Origin of the sequence: Rheinheimera sp. NSM (assembly GCF_052380015.1) — a bacterium.
Lineage (GTDB): Bacteria > Pseudomonadota > Gammaproteobacteria > Enterobacterales > Alteromonadaceae > Alishewanella.
The window spans coordinates 205,705-218,539 of sequence record NZ_JBQTCI010000007.1 but is presented as its reverse complement, the minus strand read 5'-3'; the positions used below and the strand labels follow the sequence as shown (position 1 = coordinate 218,539).

Sequence of the window (12,835 nt, the reverse complement as noted above, 5' to 3'; positions counted from 1 at the left end):
CGAGGAGTTACAACATTGAATGGGAGGGCTAAATTCGTGGGGATCCCTCAGGATCTGACCCTAATGATCTGACCCTAATTATCAATCAGTGTATTGGACCTATTGAAGCAGCAGGTGCTAACAAACCGTTTTAGTCGCTCACTGCACTTGCTGGCACAAAAACACGCAGGCTCCAGTCGCTTTGCTCCTAATTTTAACCTGCATATTTTTCACCCCTAAGCGGGGCGTAGCACTTTCATCGGAGATTATCGATTGGCTCGAGCAACAAAAATACAATTGCAAAATTCTATCATTGACGCTATGGAGAGAGCATCCAGTGATGCTTTTGAAAGGTCTGGTGTTCATATTCGTATAATGCCAGAATATTTTTTAAATGTTTTCATCGCAAATGAGCTTTCAAATAAATTTCCGACACTTGGCTATCGACTCGAAATGCCAGTTAAAGAGGTTTTAAATGAGTTTGGCTTGGAAAATTATATAAGCCCAAATGAACTCAGAATAAATGGAAAATTTGATATAGCAATTATCAGTAAAGGCTCAAGGAAACTGAGGCACATCATTGAAGTAAAGCGTTCATTAAGTAAGCGGCAGTTACTTAAAGAGTCAAAAAGATTAAAGGCATTAGCTTCGGAGCCACACCAATCGAAGCGGCTCGAAACCGGCTATATTGCTGCGATTAGCAGATTAGGTTCATCAGCAAGAAGTTATGGTGTCCGTCAATTACTTGATGCACGCCTAGAGTTTTTAGGTAATCAGCTTGGCGATGTTGTGGATGTAAGTTGCAGGTATAGAGTTATGGATGCGGGGGCTTACGGTTTTGACCCGGCTACCTCATTGCTCCTTACAGTATTTTGTATTAAAAAAGCTGAGAAATAGCGTCAATCACGTTCTAACAATCAAATTTTATCGCCAGCAAAAAGCGGCTGGCTGCGACGTCAATCCGCTGCGCGGCTTTCCGCGCTAAATTTGGGCGTTAGGCATCGGAGAAGTTATGGAAGAACATAAACACATTCTTGAACTTTTATCAAAAAACGAATTTCCAGAGGAAATTACCGAAGGTAAATTTGCACTTATAGGTATCTTCAAAGAGCTGTACAAACAAGGCTATGTTACTGCAATTGACGCTAGTAGCGGTGGTGGAGATAGCTACCTTGAACCAAGAATAACAATTTCTGGAAGAAAGTTTTTATCTGAACTAGCAAATCCGGTTAGTTCAGCTCAGCATTCAATTACTATCGGTAATATTTCAGGTAGTACATTCCAAGTCGGAAATGGTAATTCGCTAAGTGTTCATGTCAGTGTGAAAGAATTAGTTGAAAATGTAGCTAAAAGTAATGACTTGGAAGCAAAGTCAAAATTAAAAGAGTTACTTAATAACGCCACAGTTGCAGGCCTGATTGGCGCAGGAGCAACTGCTTTGCTGGCTTTACTATAAAAGCATAACAAAGTGCTACAACCCGCGTACTGTTTACGCTGGACAGTTTGCAGTTCAACGCGTAGAGGAAAAACAATGCCACATTTTATCGTCGATTGCTCGGTTGAGGTGCTGGAAAGTCACCCTGAGGAATATATTGCAGAGCAAATTCATTTGGTTGCTGTTGCCTCTGATTTGTTTGATATTGGTGATATTAAAGTCCGGGTTGATCCTTACAGTAAGTATCTGGTTGGGGGAAAACGTGAGCTTTTCATTCACGTTTTTTCAAGCATTATGCAAGGCCGCACCATTGAGCAGCGGGCGAAGTTGTCACAAGCGGTTGTTGAGAAGTTAGTGGCTATGTTTCCGCATGTGCCAAATATTGCGATGAATGTCAGTGAGTTTGAAAAGGCCACTTACTGTAACCGGAATATGCTTTGAGCAATACAGCTGAATAAAATAGCGGCTTGTGGAAACCCCGATAAGTACATTTAAAACCAAGAGCCATAGCCGGGCTAAGCAGCTTACTTTGGCTGGCTAATCTGAGCAGTAAAAGGCGACGCCGGTAAGCCTGCACTGTTATACAGCACGGCATCCGGGTTATCGGCCCAGGCGTAGCGTACAGTTACCGGCGCTTTAATATCCGCATGCGACAGCACTACTTGTTTACCATGCAACTGTACCTGCGCCCAGCGGTACTGGCCGTCGCTGCCGGCGATGGCAAAGCTTTGGCCGGGTTTCAGTACCAGCTGCTGATCAAAGCTAAGCCGTAATTTATCGCCCTGCGCCTGTACCTTTTGCAACTGCGGCCCCTGATACTGCACCTTCTCGCCCAGCGCTACCGCTCTGGCTGCCAGTGCGAGGCGCTGACCGAGCGTTTTTTTATCCACCGGGTGAATATCGTTCCACTCGCCGACATCAATCGCTACCACCATCGCCGTATCCGGCTCGTCCTGCACCCGGCGCTGGGCTTCGCGCAGTGCCGCCCAGCCGCTGTCGCCCGGCTGCGGGTTTTTCTCCAGGTAATTGGCCAGCTGCACATATAAAAACGGCAATTTTGGCTGCTGCCACTTAGCGCGCCAGTCACGGATTAGCGCGCGAAAGCGCTGTTGATATTGCACTTCGCGGCCGACATTCGACTCGCCCTGATACCAGATCACGCCCTTTATTGGCAGCTTGGTCAGCGGCGCCGTTAAGCCGTTATATAAACCCAGCGGCTGCCAGCGGATAAAGGTATCACCGGGTAGTATTTCGGCGGTGGCACCGCGGCGCATCTGCCACTGGCCGCTAAGCGCTATATGCTGTTTATCCGTGCCTAACCAGTAAGGCTTATCCGGCATCAGGCCGGTTTTGTTGTTAGTGGCAATAACCCGCACCGCTATCAGGTTATCACCGGCTTTAAGTAACCCCTGTGGCAGCGCATAACGCCGTGGCGGATACTGATAAGTGGTATTACCCACCTTAACACCGTTGATATACACCTCGTCGGCATCAACGACTGAGCCAAGCCGCAGTGTGTCAGCAGCCGCGGCCTGCGCTGCGCTTAACCGCACGGTTTTGCGCAGCCACCACACGCCGGTAAAAGGCTGCGGCAAAAAGCCCGGTACAGTAAAACTTTGCCAGCCACTGTGATCCAGCGCCGGCGCGTACCAGGGCATATCGCCGTTCAAACCGGCATCGCGGCTGGCTAAATCGGCGTACCATTGATTATTTTTTGCCTGATCGGCGGCGGTAATATCGGCAATCAGTTGCTTATCGCGAAAGCGCAGCCCTTGCGCCAGTGCATCAGGAAACGCCTGCAGCGCTTCTTCGCTCAGCCAGGCTTCCACCGGCGAGCCGCCCAGCGCATTATTTAGCATGCCTATTGGTACGCCGTTATGGTTGAACAAATCACGGGCGAAATAAAATGCCAGTGCCGAAAAACCGGCGATATGCTCTGTGGTAGCCGGCTGCCACTGCCCGGCGCTAAGATCTTGCTGCGGCGCGTCAAAGTTATACTGTTGCGGCACAGTAAACTGGCGGATTTGCGGATAATTGGCGCTGGCTAAATCCTGCGGATAGGCCTCGGCGAGGCGCGCCATCGGCAGTTCCATATTCGACTGGCCCGACGCCAGCCAGACATCACCAAAACAAATGTCCTTTAGCGTAATTTGATTGCTGCCACTAAAGCGCAGCTGATGGCCACAACCGGGCTGTTGCGCCGGCAGCGTAATTTGCCACCGGCCATTGTCAGCCTGCACCTGGCCCGGCACTGCACCGTTTAACTGCACTGTTACCTGCTCGCCGGCTGTGGCATAACCCCACAAGGTTAGCGCCGTATCACGCTGCAGCACCATATTATCGCTGATTAATTTTGGTAAACGAATATCGGCCTGCGCACTCAGGCTGCAACTTAAGGCTACAGTAAGGATTAATTTATTCATCAGGCATCTCCGGCAAGGCTATCTGCCCAGCCTAACATGCTGTTATATCACGCCAAGCCTTTGCGCAATAATGGCTAAGCGCTTAGCAAAAAACGTAAAACCGGCGGCGGCTTTCTCAATTGCAGCCGGCAGCGCGCATGTTAGCCTGAGCTTTTCGCTAACAGGTTAAGCACTATGAAAATCATTGCCGCGCGGGTGATTGTTTGCAGCCCCGGCCGTAACTTTGTCACACTAAAAATTGAAACCGACCAGGGCCTGTATGGTATAGGCGATGCCACCTTAAATGGCCGCGAGCTGGCGGTAGTTGCTATGCTGAACGAGCATATGCTGCCCTGCCTGATTGGCCGCGATGCCGGCCAGATTGAAGATATCTGGCAGTATTTTTACCGTGGTGTGTACTGGCGCCGTGGCCCGGTGAATATGACAGCGCTGGCGGCAGTGGATATGGCGCTGTGGGATATTAAAGCCAAAGCGGCCGGTATGCCGTTGTATCAGTTACTCGGCGGGCGCAGCCGCGACAAGGTGCTGGTGTATGGCCATGCCAACGGCAATGATATCGCCCACACTGTTGAGGCAGTGGCGAAATACCGTGAGCTCGGTTATCAGGCTATCCGCGCCCAATCCGGCGTGCCGGGTTTAGCCTCTACCTATGGCGTATCAAAAGACACCTTGTTTTATGAACCGGCCGATGCCGACCTGCCCGGCGAAAACCTGTGGTCAACCAGCAAATACTTAAACCATACGCCGAAATTGTTTGCCGAGCTGCGCCAACAGTTTGGTGACGAGCTGCACTTGCTGCACGATGTACACCACCGTTTAACGCCGATAGAAGCGGCGCGGCTGGGCAAAGAGCTGGAGCCATTTAAGCTGTTCTGGCTCGAAGATGCGGTACCGGCCGAGTTACAGCAAGGTTTCAGGCTGATCCGCCAGCACACCACTACACCGTTGGCTGTGGGTGAAGTATTTTCTTCCATTCATGACTGCCAGCAACTGATCAGCGAACAGCTGATAGATTATATCCGCACCACCCTGGTGCATGCCGGCGGCATTACGCATTTGCGCCGTATTGCCGCACTGGCCGAGCTGTACCATGTTAAAACCGGCTTTCACGGTGCTACCGATTTATCGCCGGTGACTATGGGCGCGGCGCTGCATTTTGATACCTGGGTGCCTAACTTTGGTATTCAGGAATATATGCGCCACACCGATGAAACCGATGCAGTATTTGTGCACGACTATTATTTTGAGCAGGGCTTTTTGCACTGCGGCGAAAGCCCGGGCCATGGCGTGGATATTGACGAAAAGCTGGCGGCAAAATACCCGTATAAGCGGGCCTACCTGCCGGTAAACCGGCTGGAAGATGGCACCTTATTCAACTGGTAAAAAGCTAATTCCCGCAGGTGGCATTACCTTCATTTTGTGCCAGCCGCACATTGGCCAGTTGTAATACCAACCCGGCACTACTTTGCAGCAGCATTGGATGGGTTACCCGGCTGATAGCAAAGTTGCTGTCGGCCTCACTAAAGCAGCGCAGCGCGATTTTGATGCTGTGCCAGCCTTTACCCTGCATCTGCGCCAGCTGTGTACTGATATCCAGCGCACTGGCGCAATTGTCACCGCACTGCATGCCCAGGGTTGCTTTACTGTTATTGCCAAGCGCTACAATCTGATATTCCAGCTCCAGCGCCATATCGCCGTTGGCCTGGCGGGCTAAATCCAGCACAGCACCGTCAGCCAATGTCAACGCCACCGCACCCGGCTTGATAAAGCTTAGCGTCACCGAATCTTCCTGCTGCAAACGGTCGGTAGCCTGGGCCGTTAAGGCGCCATTGGCAGAGGTATGCATAGCATCAGTTACTACGGTTACCTTACCCTCATCCAGCAGTTGCAGCTGCCACGGTGTTACTGCCTTACCGGCGTAAAGATAACGGCTGGTATTCAGCATTTCAGCCGCGCTGATGCCGGCCTGTTCATGTAGTATCCCAAGCGAGCTGTTATCGTTGTAATTCAGGCCGTAACCGTAAGCAAACAGCGGTTTATAGTCCGCATCGCCAACGTTGAGCGGCTCGCCGGTGGCGTTATCCGGCCAGGAAAACGACAGCTTGCCGTGAAAGTCGCGCCGCACTTCGCCCTCAGGCGAACGGAACAGCAGATCGGCAATGGCGCCGCCTTCGCTGCCGGGTAAAAACGCCGCGACAAAGGCATCTGACTGATTCAATTCCGGGTTAACCCACAGTGGCCGGCCCGATAAGAACACGCTTACCGTCGGGATACCCTGGGCTTTAAGTGCCGTTAAAATTTGCAGGCCACGATTATCATCAAAGGCTAAATGACTGCGATCACCGATAAACTCGGCATAGGGCTCTTCACCAAATACTACTATCGCCACATCCGGCTTAGCACTGAAGTGGCCGTTTTCACTCAGCTCGACACTGCCACCACCGGCCTCGACTGCTTGTTTAATACCACTGTAAATTGACTCGCCATTGGGAAAATCACTGTTGCTGTTGCCCGAACCCTGCCAGCTTAGCGTCCAGCCACCGCTTTGTTTGCCGATATTGTCGGCGCCATCACCGGCTACCAGCACCCGGCCGGTGGGCTTAAGCGGCAATAACTGCTGATTGTTTTTCAGCAAAACCAGCGATTTACGCGCGGCCTCTCGTGCCAGGGCGCGGTGCTCTGCATTACCCAGTAACTCATAACGCCCGGCCAGTGGCCGCGCTGAGGGCTTCACCTGGTCAAACAGGCCCATTTCGGCTTTAATGCGTAAAATACGGCTAACGGCTTCATCCAGCCGCGCCATGCTGATGCGGCCATCTTTAACCTGGGCCAGCGTGTTGGTATACAGCGTTTGCCAGCTGTCCGGCGCCATATACATATCCAGCCCGGCCAGTAACGAGGCGGCGCAATCGGTTGGTGTACAGCCGGTTATCTGGCCGTGGCCGTTCCAGTCACCAACCACAAAGCCGTCGAAGCCCATCCGGCCAACCAACACATCGGTTAACATTGGCGCAAAGCCATGCATTTTGCTGCCATGCCAGCTGTTGTATGACGCCATGACCACCCGGGCACCGGCTTTAACGGCGCTGTAATACGGCACGGCGTGAATATCACGTAGCTGCGCTTCGCTATCGATGCTGTCGCCCTGATCTTTGCCGCCAACAGTGCCGCCATCGCCGAGAAAATGCTTCACTGTGGCCAGCATATGCTCGCCACGGAGAAAATCATCAGCGCCGGGCTCGCCCTGAATGCCCTGCAGAATATAGGGTGCATAGCTGGCCACTAACGCCGGATCTTCACTGTACGACTCGTAAGTACGGCCCCAACGGTCGTCACGCGCTACCGCTATGGTCGGCGCAAAGGTCCAGTCCAGCCCGGTTACCTGCATTTCGATGGCGGTGGCACGGCCGATGGCCCGCAGTAATTCCGGCTCGTGCATTGCGCCCAGACCAATATTATGCGGAAAAATAGTCGCGCCTTTGACATTACTGTGGCCATGCACCGCATCGGTACCCCAAATCGCCGGAATATAAGGTCGGCCATCGCTGGTGTCGGTGCTGGCCTGCCAGAAGGCATCGGCCAATTCCAGCCAGGCGGCGGCACCAACGCGGTTATCCCGGCCCGGCGCGGAATTGCCACCGTTCAACACTGAACCAAGGTAATAATCGCGTACCTGCTGCGGCGTAACCGAGGCGATATCGGCCTGAATAATCTGGCCGACTTTTTGCTCTGTACTCATTTGTGCCAGCAATGCACTGATTTGCTGTTCAATTGCTGCGTTGCGCGCTATCGGCGCTGCCTGCTGTGGCCAGTTTTCCGCCCGGATGCTTGCTGCCTGCGCCTTTGGTGCTGCAGCCACTGCGGTTTTATCCTCTGCCGCCTGCCGGCCACAGCCGCTAAGCAATAAAGCCGCCGCCAGCATTAATACTGCGCCTGGCTGGCGGGTATAAATTACTCCGTTAAACTGTCGCATTGTGCCTCCTGATTCGCTTTAGCCACGCAGACCCGGCTAAGATAAGCTTTGTTTTCACTGACGTCGGTTACTGCGCCGTCAATACTGAAACTGCCTTGTAAGCGGATATCCGCCGACGAACTGCCCAGCAGCAAACGGATTTCACCCGGCTCCACTACCCACTGCATCTGCTGATCAAAAAATGCCAGCAGGTTTACCGGCAGCGTAAAACGCAGTTGGGCCTGCTCACCGGCAGCCAGCTCTAACCGTGCAAAGCCTGCCAGTTGCTTAACCGGCCGTGTTACGCTGGCTACAGGGTCGTTGATATACAGCTGCACCACTTCAGTACCGCTGCGCTGGCCGCTGTTTTGCAGCGTCAGGCTGATTTGCACGTCGCCATTGGCGCGGGCGCGGCTGGCGTCAATTTGTAGCTCGCTGTAATCGAATGTGGTGTAACTTAAGCCATGACCAAACGGATACAGCGGGCTGATATCATCAAACAGGTAACCACGTTTAGCCGACGCTTTATGGTTGTAATAGGCGGGAATATGCCCGGCACTGCGCGGGAAGGTTAGCGGTAACTTGCCGGACGGGTATACCTCACCAAACAGCACATTGGCAATAGCCGCGCCGGTTTCCTGGCCCAGATACCAGGCTTCAATAATCGCCGGCGCCGTTTGGGCCAGCTCGCCCAGCGCCAGTGGCCGGCCATTGGTTAATACCAGTACCACAGGTTTGCCGCTGGCCAGTATCGCCTTGGCCAGTTGCAGCTGATTGCCAACTAACTGCAGGCTGGCGCGATCGCCTAAATGCGTTTCAGCCCAAGCTTCGCGTGATAAGCCTTCGTTTTCACCCAACACCAGCACCACCGCATCGGCAGTTTTTGCCAGCGCCACGGCTTCTTCCAGCAGGCCTTTGCGGTCGTTATCATCGGCCAGCGCTATAGCATCATGGTTCCAGCGCTGCATCGAAAAAGTGCCGGCGGCCTGGCTGCGCTGGCGGATATCTGAGGTAATAAAGGCCTGATTAGCATCCGGCGCTGGCTGGGTTAATGGTGTTGCCAGCTGTGTTGTTAAAACCGTACCACGGGCAAATACGACCTCAGCCTTGCCCTGCAGTTTTTGCTGTAAACCCTGAAAAATACTGACTGTTTGGCGCGGAATACTGCTGTAACCGCCAAGCAGAGTTTCATCGGCGTGCGGGCCTATCACCGCTAATTTACCGATTTTGTCCGCATTTAGCGGCAAGATGCCGTTATTTTTCAGCAGCACCAGCGACTGTTCAGCCACCTGCCTGGCAAAGTCACGCTGTGTCGCCGCACCCACCAACGCATTGGCCTTACCGGCATCGACATAGGGGTTATCAAATAAACCAAGGCGAAACTTCAGCGCCAGCACGCGGCGTACTGCGGTGTCTATCGCGCTTTCGTCCAAGCGGCCGGATTGCACCAGCGCGGTTAATTGCGGGAAGATTTTCGGATCCGGCGTTTCCATATCTACCCCGGCCAGCAAAGCCGCTTTAGCAGCAGCCGCATCGCTGTCGTACAGGCCATGCCGGCTGTTAAGCTCTTCAATAGCAAAGTAATCACTGACAATCACGCCGTTAAAACCCCATTCGCCACGCACTATGTCCTGCAGCAAACCGCGGTTAACATGCGACGGAATGCCGTCAATTTCATTGTACGACGCCATTATGCTGGCAGCGTGCGCCAGCTTTACCGCCGCTTCAAAGGGTGGCAGAAACACTTCATGCAGCTCGCGCGGGGCTATCTGGGCCGGGGCTATATTTACCCCGGCCTGCGGCTGGCCATGGCCGGTAAGGTGTTTTAACGTCGCCACCACTTTGTCGTTTGCAAAGGCACCGGTTTTACCGGTTTTGCCCTGAAAACCGCGTACCGCAGCCACGCCCAATGCCGACATCAGATAAGGATCTTCACCCATGGTTTCTTCAATCCGGCCCCAGCGCGGGTCGCGGGCAATATCCAAAATCGGCGTTAGGGCCCAGTGCGCACCGGTAGCGCGCATCTCACGCGCCGCCAGCGCATACACATCATGCATAATTTGTGGTGACCAACTGCTGGCCAGTGCTATCGCCTGCGGCAAGCTGGTGGCATCAAAGGCGGCGTAACCATGCAGTGCTTCTTCATGCATCAGCGCCGGGATCCCCAGCCGGGTATGCTGCTTTAACCAGCGCTGCAGCGCGTTATTAAACTCTGCCGTTTGTTGCGGCGTTTTAAACTCGCTGGGCCGGCCGATATGGCCGATACCGAGCGGGATAATTTCTGCCGCCTTATCCGCTAAAAACTGTTGTTGGCGGTTTTCCATGCCACGACGCTGTTGCCACACCGTTTGCAGCTGGGCCACTTTTTCCGGCAGTGTCATTCTTGCGAGTAAATCATCGACCCGCTGCTCTGTGCTCAGGCTGGCATCCTGATACGGCAATGGCTGTGCGGCTAATGTAGTAGCCGACAGTGACAGCGACACAACAAACAGTAACTTGCGCATAGCGCCTCCGGTTAAGTGCGGTACGGCGTTAAGGTGCCGATCCGGCCCTGGTCGTCGTGGCAGATTTCGGTCATTTTTACCGAGCGCAAATGGGTTACGCCTTCAGATAACACCGAATCGTGGTAGAACAGATACCAGCGGCCGTTAAACTGACAAATTGAGTGATGCGTGGTCCAGCCGACTACCGGCTCCAATATGCGGCCCCGGTAAGTAAAGGGGCCATAGGGGCTGTCGCCGGTGGCGTAGCAAATAAAGTGCGTATCACCGGTGGAGTAAGAAAAGTAATATTTACCCCGGTACTTATGCAGCCAGGAGGCTTCAAAAAAACGCCGATCGGTATCGCCGGCCAGCAGCGGCTGGCCCTGCTGGTCCAGAAGGATAATTTCACGCGGCGCTTCGGCAAACTGCAGCATATCGTCGGTTAATTTGGCCACCTTTGGCCCCAGCGCCGGCTCAGTGGCAGCCGGTTCGCCGTAGTGCGCCGCGTAGCGGTTGTCGCGGTACTGCTGTAACTGGCCGCCCCAAATGCCGCCAAAGTACAGATAATAACTGCCGTCATCGTCGGCAAATACCGCCGGATCAATAGAATAACTGCCCTGTATCGGCTCAGGCTGCGCGGTAAAAGGCCCGGTCGGGCTGTTGCTGCTGGCTACCCCTATCTGAAAGCGGCCGGCGGCGTTTTTCGCCGGGAAATAAAAGTAGTAGTTATCGCCTTTTTTCGCCGCATCCGGCGCCCACATTTGCCGCTCTGCCCAAGGCACATCGTTAATATGCAGCGCCACGCCGTGATCCACTGCCACCGCATCCGGGCCGTCCAGCGATAGCACGTGGTAGTCCTGCATAGCAAAATGATCGCCGTTGTCGTTAAAGGCAATACCGGCTTCGATATCGTGCGACGGATAAATATAGATGCGGCCGTCAAACACATGTGCCGACGGATCGGCGGTGTAAATGTGTTCTATCAGCGGCTGCGACAAGGCGCGCGCTTTTAACGCGGCATAATCATTATCAGACATGGCTTAATCCCCTTGTGCCACTGCAGCACGGCGCTGATTTAGTTCGCGCTCTATCTGCGTTTCTTTATGTTTATTAATTTCATATACCAGCATGCAGCCAACACCGAGCAAGAATGGCAGCGCGGCGTACAAGCTAACCGACAGCTTAATACCGTTAATGGTGTCGGCGGCCTGCGTTGCCAGCAGGGCGTCATAGCCATAGTGCGCCAGTATGCCGGCCACCAAAGCACCGCCGATGCTTAGCCCCAGCTTCAGGCCAAAAATCATCGCTGAAAAAATAATGGCGGTAGCACGGCGCTGGTTTTTCCACTCGGAATAATCGGCCACGTCGGCAATCATGGCCCACAGCAGCGGTATGGTGATGCCGTAGAAAAAGCCGTGCAGAATTTGCGCTAAAAACACCAGGCCAATGGCGTCGGGTGGCAGCAGGTAAAACAGCAAAATAAACAGCGTAGAGATAAACAGCGCCACGGCGAACACATCACGCTTACCGAACTTATCCGCCAGTGTTTTGGAAAAGCCAATACCGATAATCATGCAGATAATGCCGCCGGCATTAAACAGGCTGAAACCCGACGTCGCCGCATCTTTCGGCCAGAGAAACTCATTTAACCCCATACCGGTCAGCATGGCATTTAAGCCGGCGATAAAGCTGTTAAAACCGATATGCTGTAAAAAGCCGGCGATATGCGGCGCACTGAGGTAATGTTCAAAATAGAAAATGTACATGCCGCCTTTCAGCGCCAGGGTAATAAACACCAGCACCGTTACCAGCAACATAATAAACCACGGCTTGTTGTGCAGTAGATCAGCGATATCCTGGCGGATACTGGACTTTTGTATTTGTGGCGACTGCACCCGCTCTTTAGTGGTTATAAAGGTGATCAGAAAAAACACTATGCCAACCAGTGCAAACAGCGTCATGGTGTTTTCAAAACCCACTGCTTTGTCGCCATCGCCGAGGATCAGCACCAGCGGCAGTAACAACACCTGAATAATAAACTGCGCCACCATCACGGCGACAAAACGGTAAGCCGATAAGCTGTTACGTTGCGCCATATTGCCGGTAAGCACGCCGCTTAACGCCGAGTACGGCAGGTTATTGGCCGAGTACACCAACACCAGCAGCACATAGGTAATAAAGGCATAGGCAATTTTGCCCTGCGGGCTGAAATCCGGCGTACTGAATGCCAGCAACGCCATTACGCCAAAGGGCACGGCTGTCCATAAGATCCACGGCCGGAATTTGCCCCAACGGCTTTGGGTGCGATCAGCAATCAGCCCCATTACCGGGTTAAAGCAGGCGCCGATTATCCCGCCGAGAAAGATAATGGCCGCGGCGGCACCTGGTGCAATTTGGTAGACATCGGTATAGAAAAACGCCAAAAATGTCATCAATGTCTGGAAAATCAGATTGGCCGCCAGGTCGCCGAGGCTGTAACCGATTTTTTCTGTCACACTGAGTTTTTCTGTTGCACTGTATTTTGCTGTCGCACCTGAACTCGCTATCTGCATCTGTGTCTGCC

At 53.2% G+C, this 12,835-nt stretch carries 9 protein-coding genes; 4 read left to right on the top strand and 5 right to left on the bottom strand.

Going from position 1 to position 12,835, the window contains the following annotated elements:
* The first annotated feature begins 252 nt into the window (after positions 1 to 252).
* The 3 genes from ACTZWV_RS17760 (at position 253) to ACTZWV_RS17750 (ending at position 1,855) form a co-directional block, all read left to right on the top strand.
* Positions 253 to 876 carry a hypothetical protein gene (locus ACTZWV_RS17760; RefSeq protein ID WP_444787822.1) on the top strand — a complete coding sequence of 208 codons (624 nt, stop codon included), beginning with the start codon at positions 253 to 255 and terminating at the stop codon, positions 874 to 876.
* Between the two features lie 115 nt (positions 877 to 991).
* Complete coding sequence (locus ACTZWV_RS17755; RefSeq protein WP_444787821.1) at positions 992 to 1,435, top strand: hypothetical protein; 444 nt, start codon at positions 992 to 994, stop codon at positions 1,433 to 1,435.
* Between the two features lie 75 nt (positions 1,436 to 1,510).
* The gene (locus ACTZWV_RS17750; RefSeq protein WP_444787820.1) at positions 1,511 to 1,855 is read left to right on the top strand and encodes a 5-carboxymethyl-2-hydroxymuconate Delta-isomerase; all 345 of its coding nucleotides are present in this window, start codon (positions 1,511 to 1,513) and stop codon (positions 1,853 to 1,855) included.
* An 83-nt stretch (positions 1,856 to 1,938) separates the two neighbouring features.
* On the opposite strand, the gene ACTZWV_RS17745 is transcribed toward ACTZWV_RS17750, so the two are convergent.
* Positions 1,939 to 3,837 carry a sialate O-acetylesterase gene (locus tag ACTZWV_RS17745; protein ID WP_444787819.1) on the bottom strand — a complete coding sequence of 633 codons (1,899 nt, stop codon included), beginning with the start codon at positions 3,835 to 3,837 and terminating at the stop codon, positions 1,939 to 1,941.
* 174 nt (positions 3,838 to 4,011) lie between these two features.
* Between ACTZWV_RS17745 and manD the strand changes: the two genes are divergently transcribed.
* Entirely contained in the window at positions 4,012 to 5,220 is a 1,209-nt protein-coding gene (gene manD / locus ACTZWV_RS17740; protein ID WP_444787818.1) for a D-mannonate dehydratase ManD, read from the top strand.
* A 4-nt stretch (positions 5,221 to 5,224) separates the two neighbouring features.
* Here the strand turns inward: manD and ACTZWV_RS17735 are convergent, their stop codons facing one another.
* Genes ACTZWV_RS17735 through ACTZWV_RS17720 form a run of 4 tightly spaced genes read right to left on the bottom strand, consistent with a single transcriptional unit; the run spans position 5,225 to position 12,824 of the window.
* Positions 5,225 to 7,810, bottom strand: coding sequence for a glycoside hydrolase family 3 protein (locus tag ACTZWV_RS17735; protein WP_444787817.1), 2,586 nt, complete (start codon positions 7,808 to 7,810; stop codon positions 5,225 to 5,227).
* Positions 7,789 to 10,293 carry a glycoside hydrolase family 3 N-terminal domain-containing protein gene (locus ACTZWV_RS17730; RefSeq protein ID WP_444787816.1) on the bottom strand — a complete coding sequence of 835 codons (2,505 nt, stop codon included), beginning with the start codon at positions 10,291 to 10,293 and terminating at the stop codon, positions 7,789 to 7,791. The genes ACTZWV_RS17735 and ACTZWV_RS17730 overlap by 22 nt, the downstream gene beginning before the upstream one ends.
* An 11-nt stretch (positions 10,294 to 10,304) precedes the next feature.
* Entirely contained in the window at positions 10,305 to 11,309 is a 1,005-nt protein-coding gene (locus tag ACTZWV_RS17725; RefSeq protein WP_444787815.1) for a glycoside hydrolase family 43 protein, read from the bottom strand.
* A 3-nt stretch (positions 11,310 to 11,312) separates the two neighbouring features.
* Positions 11,313 to 12,824: an MFS transporter gene (locus ACTZWV_RS17720; RefSeq protein ID WP_444787814.1), complete on the bottom strand. Its 1,512-nt coding sequence runs from the start codon at positions 12,822 to 12,824 to the stop codon at positions 11,313 to 11,315.
* Positions 12,825 to 12,835: the final 11 nt, after the last annotated feature.

Excerpts from the sequence above, each read along its gene's own strand:
- ACTZWV_RS17755 (WP_444787821.1), top strand. The coding sequence starts at position 992 with ATGGAAGAACATAAACACATTCTTGAACTTTTATCAAAAAACGAATTT.
- ACTZWV_RS17750 (WP_444787820.1), top strand. The coding sequence starts at position 1,511 with ATGCCACATTTTATCGTCGATTGCTCGGTTGAGGTGCTGGAAAGTCAC.
- ACTZWV_RS17745 (WP_444787819.1), bottom strand. The coding sequence starts at position 3,837 with ATGAATAAATTAATCCTTACTGTAGCCTTAAGTTGCAGCCTGAGTGCG.
- manD (WP_444787818.1), top strand. The coding sequence starts at position 4,012 with ATGAAAATCATTGCCGCGCGGGTGATTGTTTGCAGCCCCGGCCGTAAC.
- ACTZWV_RS17735 (WP_444787817.1), bottom strand. The coding sequence starts at position 7,810 with ATGCGACAGTTTAACGGAGTAATTTATACCCGCCAGCCAGGCGCAGTA.
- ACTZWV_RS17730 (WP_444787816.1), bottom strand. The coding sequence starts at position 10,293 with ATGCGCAAGTTACTGTTTGTTGTGTCGCTGTCACTGTCGGCTACTACA.
- ACTZWV_RS17725 (WP_444787815.1), bottom strand. The coding sequence starts at position 11,309 with ATGTCTGATAATGATTATGCCGCGTTAAAAGCGCGCGCCTTGTCGCAG.
- ACTZWV_RS17720 (WP_444787814.1), bottom strand. The coding sequence starts at position 12,824 with ATGCAGATAGCGAGTTCAGGTGCGACAGCAAAATACAGTGCAACAGAA.